Raw genomic sequence first — 19,171 nt, 5'->3', positions numbered from 1 at the left:
GCGACAGATATAGGCCAAACTGGCCTCAGGCCTTCTTCAACCCAGCCTTGAAGCGCTTGCCGTTGGTAACGTAGTGCGCGGCCGAGCCGCGCAGTCTGGCAATTGCGGCGTCGTCCAGCACCCTGATTGCCTTGGCTGGCGAGCCGACGATCAGCGAATTGTCCGGGAATTCCTTGCCTTCGGTGACCAGTGCACCGGCGCCGACCAGCGAATTCCTGCCGATTTTCGCGCCGTTCAGCACGATGGCGCCCATACCGATCAGGCTGTTGTCGCCAATCGTGCAACCATGCAGCAAGGCGCGGTGGCCGATGGTGCAGCCCTCCCCGATGGTCAGCGGGAAGCCGGGATCGGTGTGCATCACCGTGTGCTCCTGCACATTGGTGTCGGCGCCGATGACGATGGGCTCATTGTCGCCGCGAATGACGGTACCGAACCAGAAGCCGGCGTTGCGGCCGACGCGCACGTCGCCGATCAGCGTCGCATCGGGCGCGATCCAGTTGGTCTCGGCATCCACGAAGCTGGGCTCCGTTCCATCGATCGCATAAAGCGGCATGTCTTGGTCTCCGAATCGTCTCAGGCTGGCAACCCTAGGAGACGGATCGTCCATGAGGCAATGGCAAGCACGACCACGCCCAGCGCCAAGGCCCAGGCAATCGCCGTGCAGCCGCAGGACATCGGCGCTATCATCGAAATGCGGCGCTCGCGCCGGGCATCGATGGCATCGTTGACCAGCATGAAGGGCCCGGCACACGCGGTGGCGAGCAGCGAGCGCAAGATATGGGACGGCGACACGAAGGGTTCGGTGAAGGCGACCTTGCGGCCCGAAACCAGTTCCATGGCCGATCCAGCCAGCCCGCAGGCGGTCAAACCGACGACAAAAGCGAAGAGCGCGAGTTCCAGCGGTCCCATCTTAACTTTCCATTTACCATGAAATTGCACAGTCGTTCCATGAAGGCTGCAAGAGCCATGCCGTACGATGTGTGCCGCCCAGGGACACGGGAGGCGGACAGGCGGCGGCCGGAGATCCGGGGACTGAGATGAAGCAGGCAGCGCTCGCCAACGGCCCCGAATTCACGGTGGTCGATTCCAGGCTGATGAAGCGGGTGCTCTACGGGTTCGCGGCGCTGGCCCTGCTGTCGGCAGCGATCAGCCTTGGCGGCAAATGGTTCGGCCATTCGATCGCCATGGCCGGATACACCGACGACACAACGGTCCACCAGGTGGTGATCGGCAACAATGTCCTCGCCGTGCCAGCCAACGCCATCCGCTTCGCCCAGGCCCGGCGCGACGGCATCGCCTCGCGGCTCGACCTCTATCTGCGCTATCCCCAGATGGACGGCTACAGCGAGGCCGCGCGCGACGACTTCAACCACACGGGGACAGCCAAGAACATCATCTTCCTGTCCTTCGAACAGCAGATGATGTCGCGTGACATGAGTGGCCGCTTCGCGCCGATCTACAACGCGTTGATCACCAAACCCGGCATTGCGGGGCCTGGCGGCACGACGGTGTACGGTTTCAACGAGAAATCAGGCTATTTGAACGAGGTGCTGGTTGTCGGCAAGCGCCCCGGCAAGGACCCGTTCGTGGCCCGTTGCCTGAGCGGGCCGAGTGCCGAGGAATCGCTGGCGCCCTGCGAGCGCGACATCCAGGTCGGCGACGAGCTCAGCCTCACCTATCGCTTCCCCAGGGAATTTCTGGGCGATTGGCAGGCGCTTGACGCATCGATCGCCACCGAAGCCGGGCGGATATTGAAGGCAGAGCATTAGCATAGGAAAGCGTCGGGAGATCCGGCTGGCCGGCCGCATTCGAGGCGCAGCCGGCAAGCGCAAGATGCTGGCTCAGGCCAGGTCGATGTCGAGGATCGCCATCGAAAAATTGTAGTCGCCGTCGTCCTCGTCCTTGAAGACGATGCCGAGGAATTCGTCGCCGACATAGACCTCGGCCGAATCTTCCTTGCGCGGCCGTGCCTTGACCTCGAGCTTGGGGTTCTGGAAGACGCGCTTGAAATAGGCGTCCAGCTTTCTGATTTCGTCCGGCTTCAACAGTCTTCTCCGATCATCGGGCTTGCTCGTTCGAACGCGCTTCTGGCACGTCGACAATGGCGATGTAAAGGCAAGCGGCCTGATATGAGGAGACAACCACCACTCATGCCCGCGCCGGAATCCGGCAAGCAGGCGGCGGGCCTCGTAAAAATCAGATGTCGAAGCTGACGACCTGATCCATCGACTGCGACGGCAGAAGCTGATCCATCTGGCGCGACGGCTGATCGCAGCCGGTCTCGCCGACGACGCGGGCCGGCACGCCGGCTACCGTCTTGTTGTGCGGCACTGGCGACAGCACCACCGAGCCTGCCGCGATCTTCGAGCAATGGCCGACTTCGATGTTACCGAGGATCTTGGCGCCGGCGCCAATCAGCACGCCGTAGCGGATCTTGGGATGACGGTCGCCGCCGGCCTTGCCGGTACCGCCCAGTGTTACGCCATGCAGGATCGACACATCGTCCTCGATGACCGCGGTCTCGCCGACCACAAGGCCGGTGGCGTGGTCGATGAAGATGCCCTTGCCGATGCGCGCGGCCGGGTTGATGTCGGTCTGGAAGACCGAGGATGAGCGGCTCTGCAGATAAAGGGCGAAATCCTTGCGGCCCTGGTTCCACAGCCAATGCGCCAGCCGATGGGTCTGGATGGCGTGAAAACCCTTGAAATAGAGCACCGGCATGATGAACCGGTCGCACGCCGGATCGCGGTCGTAATAGGCCTGGATGTCGACACGCACGGTCGTCGGCCAGTCCTTGTCATCTGCCAGCATCGACTTGAAGGTCTGGCGGATGAGATCGGAGCCGATGTCCTGGTGCGCCAGCCGCTCGGCCAGCCGATGGATGACCGCTTCCTCCAGGCTGTCCTGGTTGAGGATGGTCGAATAGAGGAACGCGGCGAGCAATGGGTCGCGGTTGACAGCCTCCATTGCCTCGTCGCGGATCGAACGCCAGATCGGGTCGACCGGCTGCAATGCGCTGTGTCGGGAAATGCTGATGCTGTTCATCGCCGTCTCGTCCTGCGCCCTGCCGGGCTTGCCTGTTGTGCTTGCCTGTTGTCCGGCCGCACATATAAGCCAGATCATAGCACGATTGAACTCAATTTTCCTTAGTGCATTGTCAAATGGATTTGGTTCGCGGGAATTCAAGCAGCGATGGAAAACGAACCCTTGATAGACGACGCTCTGAAGAGCGAGCTCTCAGCACTCTACCGGGGACCAGGCCGCTACTACCACAACCTTGCCCATATCGAGGCGATGTTGGCTCTGGCGGGTGATTATCGAGCGGCGCTCGGCGACCCCGGAGCCGTCGAAGCTGCGATCTGGTTCCACGATGCCATCTATGACAGCAAGGCCAAGGACAACGAGGCGCGAAGTGCCGACCTCGCCGAAAAGAAGCTGGCGGGCCGCGCGGATCCTTCACGCCTGAACCGCATCTCGGCGATGATCGTCGCCACAGCCACACACCAGGTGCCGCCGTTTGACGTCGCGACGAGCACACGGGACGCAAGTCTCTTCCTCGATATGGATCTGGCGATCCTGGGTGCCGCGCCGGACGCCTTCGACGCCTATGAGCGCGCCGTGCGGCGCGAGTATCAATGGGTGGAGGAGCCGATGTGGCGGGCCGGGCGCAGTGCGGTGCTGAAGAATTTCCTCGCCCGCCCACACATTTTCCACACGGAGGAGTTCCGGCAACGCTTTGAACAGCAGGCCCGGGAAAACATGACGCGGTCGCTGGCGGCTCTCACCACAGGCTGAGGGCAGTCACGTCCCGCTCCCCTCGCTGTCCGCTCAGAGCGGATTTTCGGCATAGAACTCCAGCACGCGCTGCTTGAAGGTCTTGTCCCCGACGGCCAGCATATGGTCGCGGCCCTCGATGTGAAAGGCCCTGGCGTTCGGCATCAACGCCGCGAGTTCATCGGGCGAGCCGCCAATGTCATCGGTCGTGCCGACAGCGACCAGCGTCGGCTGGGCGATGCGGGCAATATCCTGCTCGCTCAGCAGTTCGCGCGATTTGGCAATGCAAGCGGCCAATGCACGGCGATCGCTGCGGGTCTGGTCGGCGAAGGCGCGAAACGATCGCCCGCGCGGATGGCTTGTCGCAGCCGGATCATCGGCAAGCAGGGCCGCGGCGATCGGATCCCAATCGCCGACACCATCGATCATGCCGATGCCAAGACCCCCGAAAACCAGCGTCGCCACCTTGTCCGGATCCGACAGTGCCATGAACGCCGCGATGCGCGCGCCCATCGAATAGCCCATGACATGGGCGCGTTGGATGCCGAGATGGCCGAGCAGGGCGGCGGCATCCGAAGCCATCTTGACCGGCGTATAGTCGGCCTCCTCATAACTCTTCGACGACGAACCGTGGCCGCGATTGTCGAAGGCGATAGCGCGGTAGCCGGCATCGTTCAGCGTCTTGAACCAGCCGGGCGACACCCAGTTGACGTGGTGGTTCGAGGCGAAGCCGTGGATCATGAGCACCGGGTCGCCCTCGCCCGATGCCGGCTGGCGGTCGAGGAAGGCAAGGTCGAAGCCGTCATGGGTGAAAAGCCGCATCAGCGATCCCGCCTGACCACTCAGCCGCCGCCGCCATTGGGCGAATCGCCATTGTCGGCGGGCGGCATGCCGGGGCCGGATACCGTGCCCACGGCCGGATGGCGCAACAGGTCGCCATATTCGATGCCATTCCTGGCAGCCGTGCCGGCCTTGAGCTCGAGCACGAAGCGCACGGGGACACCGGGCGAAACAACGGCGTCGGATTGCGGCTCGCCGTGCTTGATTGCCCGGATCTTGCCGTCCTGGCCGACAAAGATCAGATCGAGCGGCATCGGCGTGTTGTGCATCCAGAAATTGACCTGCTGCGGCATTTCAAAGACGAACAGCATGCCATGGTCGTCCGCCATGTCCTGGCGATACATCAAACCGGCCTCGCGCTCTCGATCGGTGTCGGCGACTTCAATGGAAAAAGAGCGGTCGCCGCCTTTCGTCACCACGACCAGCGGCGCCGGATCGACCGGAAGGATCATCGCCCGGCTGTCCGCCGAGGTCGGCCGGCCGGAATAGAAGAAGGCGCCTGCGGCGACGATGACGGCAATCACGGCGCATACCACGCCCGCCGTCAGCCAGTTTCTGTGAGCCATTTGAGATCCTCGGCCGGGAATCGTCCTAGACTATGATCCCGAAAAATGGAACCGGTTTTCTCGGACAAACGGAAACCGTTTGTCCAGAGATCATGGTCAAACAAAGAGGGAATAGAGCCCCATCCCGACGCTATCGGGATGGATCAGGCTCTAGTGCGAGACCGGCAAGGTCCCCATATCGGGGTGAATTTCGGCGGCCATAAGGCCTTTGTCGCCGCGTCCGAAACGAACCAGCACGACCTGGCCGGGCCGAAGCTCGGTGATGCCGTAACGGCGCAAGGTCTCCATGTGGACGAAGATGTCCTCGGTGCCCTCGCCGCGGGTTAGAAAACCAAAACCCTTGGTGCGGTTGAACCACTTCACCAAGGCGCGTTCGAGACCACTTTCCGGCGTCACCACGATATGGGTGCGCTGCTCCTGCATCTCGGCCGGGTGAACTGCGGTGGTGAGATCCATGGAGAGCACCCGGAAGGCCTGCAACCCGCGGTCGCCATGCTTGACGAGGCAGACCACGCGCGCGCCCTCCAGGGCCGTCTGAAAGCCGTCCTTTCGAAGACATGTCACGTGGAGGAGGATGTCGCCCGAAATGCCGTCATCCGGAAGGATGAAACCGTAGCCCTTGGCCACATCGAACCACTTGATGGCGCCGGCAATTTCGAGCAGGTCGGCGGCGTCGCCGCCTTCGTCACGCTGCCGGGCGTCGCCAAGGGGGCCGTCCCGCCCCATGAAAGAGGCCTTTTCCCCCATAAGAATGCCCCCCTCTTTTCAAGAACACCGCAACTGATTCTTGGCACCAGATTAACACCGCCACTTCCGGTGTGTGCAAGACCTGCCGTGCCTTTTTTCACGGTTCAATGGGGGGAATACCGGATTTGTTCTTTGCCGGCATTGCGCGCTGCCGCACGATTGCCCTTTTACAGGGCCGACCCTATGTTGCACCGCAACGCAATTTGTCGAGGAAATCACATGCGCTATCTGCACACCATGGTCCGCGTCGCCGACGTGGACGCCTCGCTTGACTTCTACTGCAACAAGCTCGGCCTCAAGGAGGTGCGCCGCTACGAAAACGAGCAGGGCCGCTTCACGCTGATCTTCCTCGCCGCGTCGGAAGACGAGCAAAGCGGCATCGCCGACAAGGCGCCGCTGATCGAACTGACCTACAATTGGGATCCGGAAGACTACAAGGGCGGGCGCAATTTCGGCCACCTCGCCTATGAGGTCGACGACATCTACGCCACCTGCCAGCATTTGATGGACAACGGCGTCGTCATCAACCGGCCGCCGCGCGACGGCAATATGGCCTTCGTCAAGTCGCCGGACGGCATCTCGATCGAGCTGCTGCAGAAGGGACCGGCGAAGCCCAAGGCCGAGCCCTGGGCCTCGATGCCGAACACCGGCACCTGGTAGCGATCACGCCATCTTGAGTGGAGCGGCCAGGCGGACAAGCCGTCCGCCTTTGCCGTCTTGATCGACGGCACCTATCTACCTGCCTATAGCGCCTGCCCGGCAAGGGGCCGGCGCTCACCAGGAGAATTCATTCATGCCGACCAGCCGTGCCGATGTCGCCACCGAACATGCCAGCCGCTACCTGCAGCAGTTGTGCAAGCACTGGGCGCATAAATTCCCGGTCGAGTTCGATCCCGCCCATGGCACCATCGATCTCTCGCTCGGCCGCACCGTCATGGATGCCGACGCGACCGCGCTGCATATAACGGTATCAACTGACGAAGCCGGATCGATCGAACGCCTGGAAAGCGTCGTCGCCGATCACATCAAGCGCTTTGCTTTCCGTGAAGAACTGACCTTCGCCTGGAAGCCCGCGCCGGCGGCATAAGGACCCTATTTTCCACCGGCCTGAGCGGCCATCTCCAGCAGCGCCCGCACCGAGCGCCAGTTGCGCGCCGTGCCCGGCACTTTCAACGTGCGCGGGATCAGCCCGGCAAACACCGATTTGCCCAATCCATCCGGCGCGTGCAGGTAGAGCACATCGCCCTTGATCTCGAAGCGTTCGGGCCCTGTGCACTTTTCGGCCAGCCGCGCCACCTCGTCGGCGGTCGGCTCGCGCTCCAGCACATAGGCGTGCAACTTCGTGTGGTCCGCGGCCACGTCCGGATAGGGATTTTCGTCCACCAACCGCTCGAACCATGAGAGATCGCGCACCATGATGCGTGAATGGAAACCCCATTTCTTCTCGAAGGCTGCTTCGAGCTGTTTCGTCAGCGTGACCGCATCGCCCTTCTCCGCCTTGAACACGGCATTGCCGCTCTGCACATAGGTGGCGACATCGGAGAAGCCGAGACCCTCGAAGAACGACCGCAACTCCGCCATCTTGACGATGCGGTTGCCGCCGACATTGATGCCGGAAAACAGCGCGACGAAGATTTTTCCAGCACCGCTCATATGATGAACCCGGCCAATGTCTCGTTGTCGGTGATGTCCTGGTACTGGACGCCCTCGGCCTCGAAATTCGCCTTGAGCAGGTCGAAATTGCGACGGTCCTTGGTTTCGATGCCGATCAGCACCGAACCGAAATTACGCGCCGATTTCTTCAGATATTCGAAGCGGGCGATGTCGTCGTCGGGACCGAGCAGTTCGAGGAAGTCGCGCAGCGCGCCCGGCCGCTGGGGGAAGCGGATGATGAAGTATTTCTTCAAGCCCTCGAAGCGCAGCGCCCGCTCCTTGACGTCCGGTAGCCGCTCGAAATCGAAATTGCCGCCCGAAACCACGGCGACGATGGTCTTGCCCCTGATTTCCTTCCTGGAGAAATCCTTCAGCGCATCGATCGCCAGGGCGCCGGCCGGCTCCAGAACGACGCCTTCGACGTTGAGCATCTCGATCATGGTGGCGCAGAGCCGGTTTTCCGGGATCAGCCGCACCGTGTCGGCCGGAAAATCCTTGAGATGCCGTAACGGCTCGCGGCCGATCTCGGCCACTGCCGCGCCATCGACGAAATTGTCGACTTTGGTGAGTTTGAGCCGTTTTCCCGCGGCGAGGCTCTCGCGCAGGCTCGGCGCGCCGGCCGGTTCACAGAAGACGAAGCGCGCTTCCCGGCCCTGATCGGCGAAATAATGGGTGACACCGGCGGCGAGCCCGCCACCGCCGACCGGCAGCATGATGATATCAGGCATGCGGGCGCCCGGCATCTGGTCCGCGATCTCATAGGCGACGGTCGCCTGGCCCTCGATGATGTCCTTGTGGTCGAAGGGCGGCACCATATGGGCGCCGGAACTTTCGGTGAAATCGAAGGCGGCGCGGTAGCAATCGTCGAAAAAGTCGCCAACCAGCCTGATCTCGACGAAATCGCCGCCGAACAGCCTGGTCTTGTCGATCTTCTGCTGCGGTGTCGTCACCGGCATGAACACCACGCCCTTCTTGCCGAAATGGCGGCAGACGAAAGCAAAGCCCTGCGCATGGTTGCCGGCGGACGCGCACACGAACAGTTCGGCCTCGTTGCCCGCCGCCAGCGTCTTGCGGAAGAAGTTGAAGGCGCCGCGGATCTTGTAGGAACGCACCGGCGACAGATCCTCACGCTTCAACAGCACCCGCGCACCTGTCTTTTTCGACAAATAGTCGTTTTCCTGCAGTGGCGTTTCCGGAAAGATCTGGCGGATCGCCGCGGCAGCGGCAGCGACGCGGGAAGAAAAACTGTTCATTGGAAAACACCTCGCGCCGGTTGTCGCCCGCGGACCCTCAATCATCGATCGGACCGCGCAGCCGGCCCCGCCTATTGCATATCCAGCCTCGCGACGCCATTGTCCGGCCATTCATGCCCTTCCGCAACGGGCATTCGTAGAATCCTTGCAAGCACTTGGAGGCGTTTGTTCATGCCGTGTCATCGGTTGGCCTGAATCCATGTCCTTGCCGGAATTCGGCGAGCCGACGGTGATGCCGCTCATTGCGCGCACCACGCATGCGTTCCTCCCGCCATTTTGGCTTTCGCGCAACACTGCGATGGCTGTAGCCGGGCGCTGATCACATTTCGACTGGACACGACTTAGTTCCGCCGCACTCTGCCTGTCCGGGAGGTGGCGGGGGTAGACAGGCCTTTCGGCCGGAGTTGGAATTTCAAGCGTGCCTTTGAACAAGATCTTTGCCGTTGTCCTTGCCTTGCTCGTCGCCGGCTGCGCGGGCTCGCAAACACAGGAACTGCTGGGTAGCGCCATGGTGTCCGCTCCGGTGACGGAGATCGCCGGCAACCACAGCATCTTCATCGCCACGACGCGCAAGAAATCCGACGATCCAAACAAGGTTTTCGACGGCGAGCGCTCGGCGACGCTTAACTACGCCCGCGTCAACGTCACCGTTCCGGGGACCCATGAGACCGGCCAGATCGAGCGGCGCTCGCGCGGCAAGTCGGATGACCCGGCCAAATATTTCATGGCCTCCGAGGTCGTCGGCTACGACACACAGCCGAAATTCTCCAGCGCCCTCAACGCCGACATCGCAGCGCGCGGCGGCCGCGTCATGGTCTTCGTGCATGGCTACAACACAGGCTTCGACGCCGCCGTCTATCGCCTCACCCAGCTTGTCCACGATTCCGGCTATCCCGGCACGCCCGTGCTGTTTTCCTGGGCATCCGGCGCCAGGACCACCGACTATGTCTACGACAAGGAAAGCGCCAGTGCCGCCCGCGACCAGCTGGAAGTGACGCTCAGGATGCTGCAGCAGTCGGGCGCCCGTCGCATCGACATCGTCGCCCATTCAATGGGAACCTGGGTGACCATGGAAACGCTGCGCCAGATGGCCATCAGCGGCGACCGCGATCTCGGCGGCAAACTCGGCGACGTGGTGCTGGCCTCGCCCGACATCGATGTCGACGTGTTCAAGAGCCAGATGCGGCGCTACGGCAAGCCCGACAAGCCGTTCATCCTGCTGCTGTCCGACGACGATCGGGCGCTGAGGCTCTCCGGCCTGATCGCCGGTTCGCGGCCGCGCGTCGGCGACTACAAGGATGCCGCCGATCTTGCTTCCTACGGCGTGACCGTCGTCGACCTCTCCAAGGTCAAGGGAAGCGACAGCTTCAACCATACGAAATTCGCCGACAATCCAACGCTGGTGAAGATGATCGGCCAGCGGCTGCGCGAGGATGACGGCTTTGCCAGCGACCGTGACGTGACCGACCGCATCGGCCTGCTCGGGCAATAGATGCGGTCCCGCGGTTTTCGCCGTTCCTGTTCAGCATCGCGGACGCATGGACTCACTTTGAACTGGACCGCGCCGGTCTCTGGCTTTATCGGAATAGCCAGCGACGTCATGCGTTTGACGTCCCCCTTCGCGGGAGCCGGCGCGTGACCGTGCGTTCGAAGAGTTACCTCGTCGTTGCGATCGCGCTCGCTGTCACCGGCTGCGCCGGCCGGAACACGCATGACCTGCTCAACAGAACTGCTGTCTCAGTGCCCGCTTCCGACATCGCGGCCACGCATGAGATCTTCGTTGCCACGACCCGCCAGAAGGCAATCAAGGATCCGCGACAGGTGTTCGACGGCGATCGCTCGCTGACCACCAGCTTTGCCCGCGTCGACGTCACCGTTCCGAAAAGCCATCAAGTCGGCGCCATCGAGCGGGCCAAGGGATCGGCAAACAGCGCTCCAGCCAAGGACTTCACCGCCAAGGACGTCGCCTTCTACGAAGGCGCGCCGCAATTCGCCAAGGCGGTCGGCGCCGACATTGCCATGCGCGGAGACCGTGCGCTGGTTTTCGTGCACGGCTTCAACAATGGCTTCGATGACGGCATCTATCGGCTGACGCAGATCGCTCACGACACGAAATATCCAGGTACGCCCGTTCTGTTTTCATGGGCGTCGAGTGCCAAGACGACGGGCTATCTCTACGACAGGGATAGTGCAAACGCGGCGCGCGACGATCTTGAAGCAACGCTGAGAATGCTTGCCAAGACCAAGGTGAGAAGCATCGACATTATCGCCCATTCGATGGGGACGTGGTTGACCATGGAGGCGCTGCGGCAACTCGCCATCACCGGCGACCGCGATCTCGGCGGGAAGCTCGGCTATGTCATTCTGGCCTCGCCGGATATCGACGTCGATGTGTTCAAGAAACAGATGATCCGCTACGGCAAGCCGGACAAGCCGTTCGCCATCCTGCTTTCGGGCGACGACCGCGCCTTGAGACTGTCAGGCCTTCTGTCCGGCGACAAACCGCGAGTCGGCGACTATGGCAATGCAGCCGACCTTGCCAGCTACGGCGTATCGGTTGTGGACTTGAGCAAACTGAAGTCCGGCGATCGCCTCAACCACGCCAAATTCGCCGATAACCCGATCCTGGTGCAACTGCTCGGCGACCGGCTGCGAGCACCGGCTGGCCTGGCTTCGGAGGAACCCGACCCGACACAGTTCAACAATATCGGTCAAGGCCTCGGCAAGGCTGTCGGCTCGGTCGCCGAGATCGTCATCACCACACCATTCAAGGTGCTGACCATAGCCACCGGCGGCTGAGTACCATCAACAAGCGCCGGGGTATGTTGAGATTCGGGTCAGGCCGAGTCGAGAATGGCGGCTTTCGAGAACCGGAGCGGAGCGTACTTTAAGTACGTGAGCACCGGAAGCGCAGAAAGCCACCATTCGCAGGCCGGCCTCACCCGAATATCGATATACCCTAGACGAAGAGATCGACCTTCTGGAAAGTCGTCACGTCGATCAGTCCGACATCGGAAATCCTGAGCTCCGGAATGACAACCAGCGCCAGCAGCGAGTGCTGCATATAGGCGTTGTTTAGCGAACAGCCCATCTTGCGCATCGCCTCGGTGAGCTTGTCCGCCTTGGCCGCGACGATTTCAGCCCGCTCGTCCGACATCAGCCCGGCGATCGGCATTTCGACCAGGGCCAGTTCCTTGCCCTTGGAGAACAGCACGACGCCGCCGCCGACCTCGCCCAGACGATTCACGGCCAGCGCCATGTCCTGCTTGTTGGTGCCGACGCAGATGATGTGGTGAGCGTCATGCGCCACGCTGGACGCCATGGCGCAGTCGCCCATGTAGCCGAAGCCGGAGACGAAGGCGTTGGTGACGCCGCCCGTGCCTCTGTGGCGCTCGACCAGCGCGATCTGGCAGACATCGTTGCGGCGATCCATGGCGACCAGCCCGTCCTCTACCGGCAGATCGGCCTCCAGTGCCCGCGTCGGCGCCTGGTTCTCGATGACGCCGATGACGCGCACCCGCACCTCGTTGGCGCCCTTGGGAGCGGCGATGTCGAAGTCGTGGGCCTTCAGCTTCTTGCCGAGCTTGACGGTGTTCTTCGCCGTCTTCGGATAATCATAGGCCGGAATGTCGATTTCGAGCTTGCCGCCCTTGGCCAGCCTGACGCCGCGTGCATAGACCTCATCGATTGCCATTGCGGCGAGATCCGAGACGATCAGCAGGTCGGCCAGCCGCCCCGGCGCGATCGAGCCGATCTCGCGCTCCAGTTTGAAATGCTGGGCTGTGTTGAGCGTCGCCATCTGGATCGCCGTCACCGGCTTCAACCCCTGTTGGATGGCGTGGCGCACCACGCGGTCCATATGGCCTTCATGAACCAGCGTGCCGGAATGGCTGTCGTCGGTGCACAGGATGAAGTTGCGCGGGTCGATCCCGCTCTCCGTCACCGCCTTGATCTGCGAGGCGACGTCGTACCAGGCCGAGCCCAGCCGCAGCATCGCCTTCATGCCCTGGCGCACACGGGCAATGGCGTCCTCGGCGCGCGTGCCCTCGTGGTCGTCTTCCGGGCCGCCGGCGACATAGCCATGGAACGGCAGGCCGAGGTCGCGCGAGGCATAGTGGCCACCGACCGTCTTGCCTGCCTTGACCGTCGCGGCGATCTCGCCCGACATCACCGGATCGTTGGCGGCGACGCCGGGGAAATTCATCACTTCGCCAAGCCCGATGATGTTTTCCCAGGTCATCGCTTCCGCCACATCGGCGACCGTCAGTTCGGCGCCGGCATGTTCCAGCCCCGGCGCCGAAGGCACGCAGGACGGCATCTGCACATGCACGTTGATGGGCATGGCAACGGCCTCGTCATGCATCAGCCGCACGCCTGGCAGCCCCAGCACATTGGCGATCTCGTGCGGGTCGATGAACATCGACGTGGTCCCGTGCGGGATGACCGCCCGGCAGAACTCGGTCACCGTCACCATGCCGCTCTCGACATGCATGTGCGCGTCGCAGAGGCCGGGCACCAGATAGCGCCCGCCGGCGTCGACCACCTTGGTGCCCTGGCCGATGGCATGGCTGGCGTTCGGCCCACAATAGGCGAAGCGCCCGCCGGCAATGGCGATGTCGGTGCCGGCGATGATCTCGCCTGAATGGACATTCACCCAGCGGCCGTTGCGGACGACCAGGTCGGCGGGCTTTCGCCCCATGGCGACATCGACCAGATGTGTCGCCATCTCGGTCCAGGGTTTGGGTTTTGCGGGCCTTGCGGGCTTGGCTTTCGTCATTGGCGATTCCTCGGTTGCGCCCAGTCTCGCAAATGTGGGCGGGCGCCGCCAGAGCCGTCGGTCCAACATCCGACGGCGGCCAGGCTTGTTGACTAATCTGGCCAAAACGCAATGCTGTCCGCGAGCCGAGCCGTAAGAGGGAAACATGACCCGTTTTTGGAAAGCGTTCGCCATCGTCATCCTGTTCGCCGCGCCAACCACTTTTGCCGCCGCCGAGGAACGTTGGCAGACCTTGCCGGAGCCCGCGGCCATGCCCGAGCCTGATCAGAGCGGATATGCGCCGGTGAACGGCATCCAGATGTACTACGCCGTTTTCGGCGCGGGTGACCCGGTGCTGCTCATCCATGGCGGCTTCGGCCACGCCGACATCTGGGCCAGCCAGGTGGCGACGCTTTCCAAAACGCACAAGGTGATCGTCGCCGACAGCCGTGGCCACGGCCGCTCCACCCGCACCGAGCAGCCTTACGGCTACGACTTGATGGCGTCGGATTATCTGGCGCTGCTCGACTACCTGAAGATCGACAAGACCGCGCTTGTCGGCTGGAGCGATGGCGGCATTATCGGCATCGACATCGCGCTGCATCATCCAGAGCGGCTGACCAGACTCTTTGCGCAAGCGGCCAACGTAACCACCGACGGTGTCGATCCGGGCGTGATGACCAACAAGACCTTTGCCGCCTACATCGACCGCTCCGGCCGCGACTACAAGAAGATGTCGAAAACGCCGGACCAGTATGACGCCTTCGTGGCGCAAATCAGCCATATGTGGGAGAGCGAGCCGGCGTGGACCAAGGAACAGCTCGCCAAGATCACCACGACGACGGCGATCGTTGCCGGCGACCATGATGAGGCGATCAAGCGCGAACACACCGAATACATAGCCTCCGCCATCCCAGGCGCGAAGCTGATCATCCTGCCCAACGCCAGTCATTTCGCCATGCTGCAAGCGCCGGATGAATATAGCCAGGCGGTGCTGGACTTCATCGACGCCAAATAGAGAGTTCTGTGCAGCAACAGGTGAATCACAACTGTTGAACAATGGGATTCCGTTTTGCGGCGAAAACGGTTATCGTCCCGGCAGGATTTTCTGAACCGTCATTTCGGAGAACTCGATGCGTCGTTTGACGTTTGCCAGTACCGGCTTTCTTGTCCTCACGTGCGGGTCGGCGTTCGCGGCGGACATCGGTGCCGACGTGCCGATGACCGCGCCCGGCTTCGACTGGACGGGCTATTATGCCGGCCTGCAGGCTGGCTATGGCTGGGGCCAATCCGACATATCAGGAACAGAAGGCGCGCCGTTTTCCATCACGCCCGACATTGACGGCGGGTTCGTCGGCGGCCATGTCGCCGGCCTGTGGCAGTTCGACCAGGCGGTGCTCGGCGCCGAGGCCGAACTCAACTATTCCTCGATCGACGGCACGACGGAATCGGGCCTGGGAAGCACATTCGGCACCGACATCAAATGGTTCGGATCGATCAACGCCAAGGCCGGCTACGCCGTGGATCGCCTGCTGGTCTACGGCATTGGCGGCGTCGCCTTTGCCGGCATCGAGACGTCGCAAGTCGCTGGTCCGGCTTTCGCCAGCACGCGCACGAATATCGGCTGGACCCTGGGCGCCGGCGTCGATTACGCGCTGACCGACAAGTTCGTCGTCGGCGCGCAATACCGCTACTATGATTTCGGCTCCGAGCACTACGACGTGGCGGAACCCTTCAACGATCGCGATCAGGACGTGAAGCTCAACACGGTCGGCATCAATTTGAGCTACAAGTTCTGAACCAGCCCACTGTTGTAGCCTGTTGTGACGCTGCCAGCCACGACGGAGCTTGCGGAGCTATTTCAAAAGGAATTGGGGCGGCCGACGCTCCCAGTGGGCGGGGGAATGGGTTGGGCCTGAAAGACGCCGGCCTTGGCGGATCAAATCCGCCGCACAAACATCGTACCAGTGCCCGCGGCGCCGATAATTCCGTGATCGCGGCAGTATCACCAAGCCGCCCGGTCTGTTCGCACGTTCGGCCAAGGCCCAAGAACACGACTTGACGGCCTGTGTCTGGCGTCTGAAAAGGGCTGGCCTGCGGACGTGGCGGAATTGGTAGACGCAAGGGACTTAAAATCCCTCGATCTCTGATCGTACGGGTTCGATTCCCGTCGTCCGCACCAGCGACAATTTTTCAGATCGCCGGATAGCCGGCACTCAAGCCGGCATCGGGTTCAGCTTCAAATGCTGAATCAGGATAATGGTCTTGGCATCGATGATGCTGCCGTCGGCAATGCCGGCCAGCGCCTCGTCGAGCGGCATTTCCAGAACCTCGATGTCCTCGCCTTCGTCCGCCGCGCCGCCGCCGGCCGAGATGCGATCGGCGGGCGAATAGCGGGCGATGAAGAACCAGAGCCGTTCGGTGACGCTGCCCGGGCTCATATAGGGCGAAAACAACCGCTCCACGTTCCGCAGCCGGTAGCCGAGTTCTTCCTCCGCTTCCTTGCGGATACAGGTTTCCGGATCGTTCTCGTCGAGCAGCCCGGCACAGGCCTCGATCAGCGGCTCGCGGTGGCCGGTGACGTAGGCGGGATAGCGGAACTGGCGCACCAGGAGCACGGTCGAGCGCGAGGGATCGTAAGGCAGGATCACCGCGCCGTCGCCGCGATCATAGGTCTGGCGCACCTGCGTCTCCCACTGTCCGTCACGCCGGCGGTAGTCGAGGACGGTCTTCTTCAGGACAGCCCAGTCATCGGAGAGGATTTCCTCCGAACGGATGCGAACGCGATCTTCCATCATGGTCTCCATGCTATCGGCCGAGGCGTAGCCGCGAACCGGTGGTTCGGCAATGCCCTCAGTGATTGGTCCAGAAGCTGGTTCACCGCCTCGTGTCTGGCGTAGACTCGATCGGTTGCCTAAATAGCGGCTAACCCCTCCCCGGAGCCCCTTTCATGACAACATCGCTTTTCCAGCCGATCACCCTCGACGGCCTTACCTTTCCCAATCGCATCGCTGTCGCGCCGATGTGCCAGTATTCGGCCGAAGACGGCTCGGCCAGCGACTGGCATCTCTACCATTGGATGAACCTTGCCATGTCCGGCGCCGGCATGGTCACGGTCGAGATGACCGATGTCGAACGGCGCGGACGCATCACGCATGGTTGCCTCGGCCTCTATTCCGAAGACAATGAGGCTGCCGCCCGTCGGGCGCTGGATGCGGCAAGACGCGTCGCCGCTCCCGGCACGAAGTTCGGCTCCCAGCTTGCCCATGCCGGCCGCAAAGCCTCCAATCGCAAGCCGTGGGAGGGCGGCGGACCGCTGCAGCCAGACGAGGATCCTTGGCAGACCGTGTCGGCGTCGGCGATCGCCTACGACACCGGCTGGAACGTGCCGCGCGCGCTGGAGGAGGAGGAAATCCTGCACCTCATCGAACGCTTCGCAGACGCGGCAAGGCGGGCCGAACGCGCTGGCTTCGACTTCCTCGAGCTGCATGCCGCCCATGGCTATCTGATCTTCCAGTTCCTGTCGCCATTGTCCAACCAGCGCACCGACCGTTGGGGCGGCTCGCTGGAAAACCGCATGCGCCTTGTCGTCGAGATTGCCAAGGCGGTGCGCAAGGCAACGCCAAGACTGATGCTCGGCGCGCGGCTGTCGGTGAAGGATTGGGTCGATGGCGGCTTCGACGTCGAGGACGCGATCGAAGTGGCGAAAGCACTCAAGGACGCGGGCGTCGCCTATCTCTGCTGCTCGAGCGGCGGCAATTCGCCATTGCAGAAATTGCCAACCGGCCCTGGCTACCAGGTGCATCTGGCGGAGGCCGTGCGCAAGGGTGCCGGTATTCCGACCCGCGCGGTCGGCCTGATCGATGATCCGAAGCAGGCCGAAGCGATCCTTACCGAGGGCCGCGCCGACATGGTGGCGCTGGCGCGCGCCTTCCTGGCCGATCCGCGCTGGGGATGGCGCGCGGCGGCGACGTTCAGCGAGACAATCCACCCGGCGCCGCAGCTTGCGCGATCGGTGACCACCATGCAGCACTGGATGAAGGCGGCGGGCTGATCGGCCCGTTCTCCCGATACCGGCGCCCCCTGGCTTTGGACAGTTGCCCCGCTTCAATTCTCGCCGCAAACTGTTACGTTGGGTGAGGCTGCGGCGGGCGCGGCCGGGCTTGGGAGGAAATCATGTCGTTCAAGGCATTCTTGCCGGTTGCGGCGCTGACCGTTGTGGCCGGACTTTGGATCGGCATGTCGACGCCGGCCGGCGCACAATATTGCGAGGGCACGGTGCACGGCCTGTCCGGCCGCTACAATCTATCGACCGGCAGCGGCTTTCTTGCCGTGCGGACACGGCCGAACTCGTCGTCGCGCATGATCGGCCAGTTGTTCAATGGCGATCATACCGAGATCTTCGACCGACGCGGCAACTGGTATCAGGTCGAAATCGGCGGCCGGACCGGCTGGGCAAACGCACGCTGGCTGCGCAACGACTGCGGCTACTGAGCGGCTGTTTTCGAAGTCGCTCCCGGTCGGATGGCAGCCTCCAAACAGGCTCTGAGACGTTTGGGCGCACGCTGAAGGCCACGTTTGCAACCAAATTGGCTGCTTTGCGTTGCGGCCATGATGGACAACAAACCTTTTGAAGTGCCGGTCGTCGTCGAACTTGGGCACGTCGGCAAATATCGCCATATCCGCAGCGCCCAGGAGGCGGCGGAATGCCTGATGACCGTGTGGCCGCTCAATCGCGGCCCGCGCCATCGTGATGCCCTCGACACTTGCCTCAAAGTGCTGGAAGGTTATCGTTCGACAGCGGATGCGCGCCGGGCGCTGATTGAAGCCGCCAAGGAATCGGAAGTTCTGGTGCCCGACGACAAACTGCCCGACGACCGGCTGCACTGAGCGGACGGACCTTTCAACCGGAGGTTTTCATGGCGAAGCTGACTTATAAGATCGTCGAGCATGACGGCGGTTGGGCCTACAAGGTCGGAGCGACGTTCTCGGAGACGTTTCCCACCCATCAGGACGCATTGCGCGCCGCCGAAATCGCTTCGGCCGAGCAACGGATCGCCGGAGCCACGGACGGCATCCAGTACGAGGATGCCGATGGCGAATGGCATGAGGAACTGGCCGACGGCCGGGATCGGCCTCAGACAGAGGTTTCCGACTAGTTTGGGATCTACAGTCAGTTTTTGGCATTGAGCGGGACGCCGGCCGCGGACGTCCGGAGAGGAAACGCTCCGCGGCCAGCAACCGCCGCGTGGCCCTATTTGCCGCAGTACCGATCGTTGACGTTCAGCCCGGCATTGGCGTCTGGACCGGGCGTGTGATCGGCACATGGGCCAATCCCGCCGGTATTGCCCAAAGTGTTCAACCCGGAGCCATCCGCACTGATACTACCGGTGGTGTTGGGATCGACAGTCGTCCGGTCTTCATTGCCGAACAACCACCAGCTATGGTTTGGAATAGTTGCTATCCGACGACGGCGCCATCGCCGCTGTGGCAAGACCGATCGTCAGGACGGATGCTGCGAGTAGTTTTGTGTACATTTTGAATTACTCCATATCTTCGTCGTCTTGGGTGCGACACGGGGT

General features: G+C 62.6%; 23 protein-coding genes and 1 tRNA gene. 13 read left to right on the top strand and 11 right to left on the bottom strand.

The window, feature by feature from the left end:
• Positions 1-25 precede the first annotated feature (25 nt).
• A complete protein-coding gene (locus NKH02_RS06660) occupies positions 26-553 on the bottom strand; it encodes a gamma carbonic anhydrase family protein (RefSeq protein WP_352877324.1) in 528 nt (175 codons plus the stop codon).
• A gap of 20 nt (positions 554-573) precedes the next feature.
• The gene (locus tag NKH02_RS06655) at positions 574-909 is read right to left on the bottom strand and encodes a DUF6949 family protein (protein ID WP_352877322.1); all 336 of its coding nucleotides are present in this window, start codon (positions 907-909) and stop codon (positions 574-576) included.
• 128 nt (positions 910-1,037) lie between these two features.
• Between NKH02_RS06655 and NKH02_RS06650 the strand changes: the two genes are divergently transcribed.
• Positions 1,038-1,769 carry a hypothetical protein gene (locus NKH02_RS06650; protein ID WP_352877320.1) on the top strand — a complete coding sequence of 244 codons (732 nt, stop codon included), beginning with the start codon at positions 1,038-1,040 and terminating at the stop codon, positions 1,767-1,769.
• A gap of 72 nt (positions 1,770-1,841) precedes the next feature.
• Here NKH02_RS06650 and NKH02_RS06645 read toward each other — a convergent pair whose 3' ends face one another.
• Together NKH02_RS06645 and cysE are read right to left on the bottom strand one after the other, a co-directional pair.
• Complete coding sequence (locus NKH02_RS06645; protein ID WP_006200852.1) at positions 1,842-2,045, bottom strand: DUF3126 family protein; 204 nt, start codon at positions 2,043-2,045, stop codon at positions 1,842-1,844.
• A gap of 151 nt (positions 2,046-2,196) precedes the next feature.
• The gene (gene cysE, locus NKH02_RS06640; RefSeq protein WP_352864168.1) at positions 2,197-3,045 is read right to left on the bottom strand and encodes a serine O-acetyltransferase; all 849 of its coding nucleotides are present in this window, start codon (positions 3,043-3,045) and stop codon (positions 2,197-2,199) included.
• A gap of 147 nt (positions 3,046-3,192) precedes the next feature.
• Here cysE and NKH02_RS06635 point away from each other — a divergent pair, with 147 nt between their 5' ends.
• Positions 3,193-3,795 carry an HD domain-containing protein gene (locus NKH02_RS06635; RefSeq protein WP_352877319.1) on the top strand — a complete coding sequence of 201 codons (603 nt, stop codon included), beginning with the start codon at positions 3,193-3,195 and terminating at the stop codon, positions 3,793-3,795.
• A gap of 33 nt (positions 3,796-3,828) precedes the next feature.
• Here the strand turns inward: NKH02_RS06635 and NKH02_RS06630 are convergent, their stop codons facing one another.
• From NKH02_RS06630 to NKH02_RS06620, 3 genes are all read right to left on the bottom strand, one after another.
• Positions 3,829-4,596 (bottom strand): alpha/beta fold hydrolase, encoded by a 768-nt coding sequence (locus NKH02_RS06630; RefSeq protein ID WP_352877317.1) that lies wholly within the window; start codon positions 4,594-4,596, stop codon positions 3,829-3,831.
• Between the two features lie 20 nt (positions 4,597-4,616).
• Positions 4,617-5,180: a DUF192 domain-containing protein gene (locus tag NKH02_RS06625; protein ID WP_352864162.1), complete on the bottom strand. Its 564-nt coding sequence runs from the start codon at positions 5,178-5,180 to the stop codon at positions 4,617-4,619.
• A gap of 150 nt (positions 5,181-5,330) precedes the next feature.
• Complete coding sequence (locus NKH02_RS06620; protein WP_502910899.1) at positions 5,331-5,927, bottom strand: cold-shock protein; 597 nt, start codon at positions 5,925-5,927, stop codon at positions 5,331-5,333.
• A gap of 219 nt (positions 5,928-6,146) precedes the next feature.
• Between NKH02_RS06620 and gloA the strand changes: the two genes are divergently transcribed.
• Both gloA and NKH02_RS06610 read left to right on the top strand, forming a co-directional pair.
• The gene (gene gloA, locus NKH02_RS06615) at positions 6,147-6,587 is read left to right on the top strand and encodes a lactoylglutathione lyase (protein ID WP_352864158.1); all 441 of its coding nucleotides are present in this window, start codon (positions 6,147-6,149) and stop codon (positions 6,585-6,587) included.
• A gap of 133 nt (positions 6,588-6,720) precedes the next feature.
• The gene (locus NKH02_RS06610; RefSeq protein WP_352877315.1) at positions 6,721-7,014 is read left to right on the top strand and encodes a DUF2218 domain-containing protein; all 294 of its coding nucleotides are present in this window, start codon (positions 6,721-6,723) and stop codon (positions 7,012-7,014) included.
• A gap of 5 nt (positions 7,015-7,019) precedes the next feature.
• On the opposite strand, the gene NKH02_RS06605 is transcribed toward NKH02_RS06610, so the two are convergent.
• Positions 7,020-7,580 carry a DUF1697 domain-containing protein gene (locus NKH02_RS06605; RefSeq protein ID WP_352877313.1) on the bottom strand — a complete coding sequence of 187 codons (561 nt, stop codon included), beginning with the start codon at positions 7,578-7,580 and terminating at the stop codon, positions 7,020-7,022.
• Positions 7,577-8,833: a threonine ammonia-lyase IlvA gene (ilvA, locus tag NKH02_RS06600; protein ID WP_352877311.1), complete on the bottom strand. Its 1,257-nt coding sequence runs from the start codon at positions 8,831-8,833 to the stop codon at positions 7,577-7,579. The genes NKH02_RS06605 and ilvA overlap by 4 nt, the downstream gene beginning before the upstream one ends.
• 418 nt (positions 8,834-9,251) lie before the next feature.
• Between ilvA and NKH02_RS06595 the strand changes: the two genes are divergently transcribed.
• Both NKH02_RS06595 and NKH02_RS06590 read left to right on the top strand, forming a co-directional pair.
• Positions 9,252-10,325: an alpha/beta hydrolase gene (locus NKH02_RS06595; protein ID WP_352864148.1), complete on the top strand. Its 1,074-nt coding sequence runs from the start codon at positions 9,252-9,254 to the stop codon at positions 10,323-10,325.
• A 143-nt stretch (positions 10,326-10,468) separates the two neighbouring features.
• Positions 10,469-11,632 carry an alpha/beta hydrolase gene (locus NKH02_RS06590; protein WP_352864146.1) on the top strand — a complete coding sequence of 388 codons (1,164 nt, stop codon included), beginning with the start codon at positions 10,469-10,471 and terminating at the stop codon, positions 11,630-11,632.
• 160 nt (positions 11,633-11,792) lie between these two features.
• Here the strand turns inward: NKH02_RS06590 and ade are convergent, their stop codons facing one another.
• Positions 11,793-13,610 carry an adenine deaminase gene (gene ade / locus NKH02_RS06585; protein WP_352864143.1) on the bottom strand — a complete coding sequence of 606 codons (1,818 nt, stop codon included), beginning with the start codon at positions 13,608-13,610 and terminating at the stop codon, positions 11,793-11,795.
• 145 nt (positions 13,611-13,755) lie between these two features.
• Between ade and NKH02_RS06580 the strand changes: the two genes are divergently transcribed.
• The 3 genes from NKH02_RS06580 (at position 13,756) to NKH02_RS06570 (ending at position 15,771) form a co-directional block, all read left to right on the top strand.
• Entirely contained in the window at positions 13,756-14,607 is an 852-nt protein-coding gene (locus tag NKH02_RS06580; RefSeq protein WP_352877310.1) for an alpha/beta fold hydrolase, read from the top strand.
• Positions 14,608-14,722: 115 nt separating this feature from the next.
• Complete coding sequence (locus NKH02_RS06575) at positions 14,723-15,388, top strand: outer membrane protein (protein WP_352877308.1); 666 nt, start codon at positions 14,723-14,725, stop codon at positions 15,386-15,388.
• A gap of 297 nt (positions 15,389-15,685) precedes the next feature.
• Positions 15,686-15,771 (top strand) — tRNA-Leu (locus NKH02_RS06570).
• Between the two features lie 34 nt (positions 15,772-15,805).
• On the opposite strand, the gene NKH02_RS06565 is transcribed toward NKH02_RS06570, so the two are convergent.
• Positions 15,806-16,384, bottom strand: a complete 579-nt coding sequence (locus NKH02_RS06565; protein ID WP_352877305.1) for an NUDIX domain-containing protein — start codon at positions 16,382-16,384, stop codon at positions 15,806-15,808.
• Positions 16,385-16,539: 155 nt separating this feature from the next.
• Between NKH02_RS06565 and NKH02_RS06560 the strand changes: the two genes are divergently transcribed.
• The 4 genes from NKH02_RS06560 to NKH02_RS06545 all read left to right on the top strand — a co-directional run bounded on the left by NKH02_RS06560 (position 16,540) and on the right by NKH02_RS06545 (position 18,748).
• On the top strand, positions 16,540-17,643 hold the full coding sequence (locus NKH02_RS06560) for an NADH:flavin oxidoreductase/NADH oxidase (protein ID WP_352877304.1): 1,104 nt from the start codon (positions 16,540-16,542) through the stop codon (positions 17,641-17,643).
• Between the two features lie 122 nt (positions 17,644-17,765).
• Complete coding sequence (locus tag NKH02_RS06555) at positions 17,766-18,083, top strand: SH3 domain-containing protein (RefSeq protein ID WP_352877302.1); 318 nt, start codon at positions 17,766-17,768, stop codon at positions 18,081-18,083.
• 117 nt (positions 18,084-18,200) lie between these two features.
• Positions 18,201-18,479: a DUF982 domain-containing protein gene (locus NKH02_RS06550; protein WP_352629032.1), complete on the top strand. Its 279-nt coding sequence runs from the start codon at positions 18,201-18,203 to the stop codon at positions 18,477-18,479.
• A 29-nt stretch (positions 18,480-18,508) separates the two neighbouring features.
• Entirely contained in the window at positions 18,509-18,748 is a 240-nt protein-coding gene (locus NKH02_RS06545; RefSeq protein ID WP_023759465.1) for a DUF2188 domain-containing protein, read from the top strand.
• Positions 18,749-19,171: the final 423 nt, after the last annotated feature.

It is taken from the genome of Mesorhizobium sp. M1396, assembly GCF_040317725.1.
Lineage (GTDB): Bacteria > Pseudomonadota > Alphaproteobacteria > Rhizobiales > Rhizobiaceae > Mesorhizobium.
This window is presented reverse-complemented; position numbering and strand designations above follow the sequence as displayed.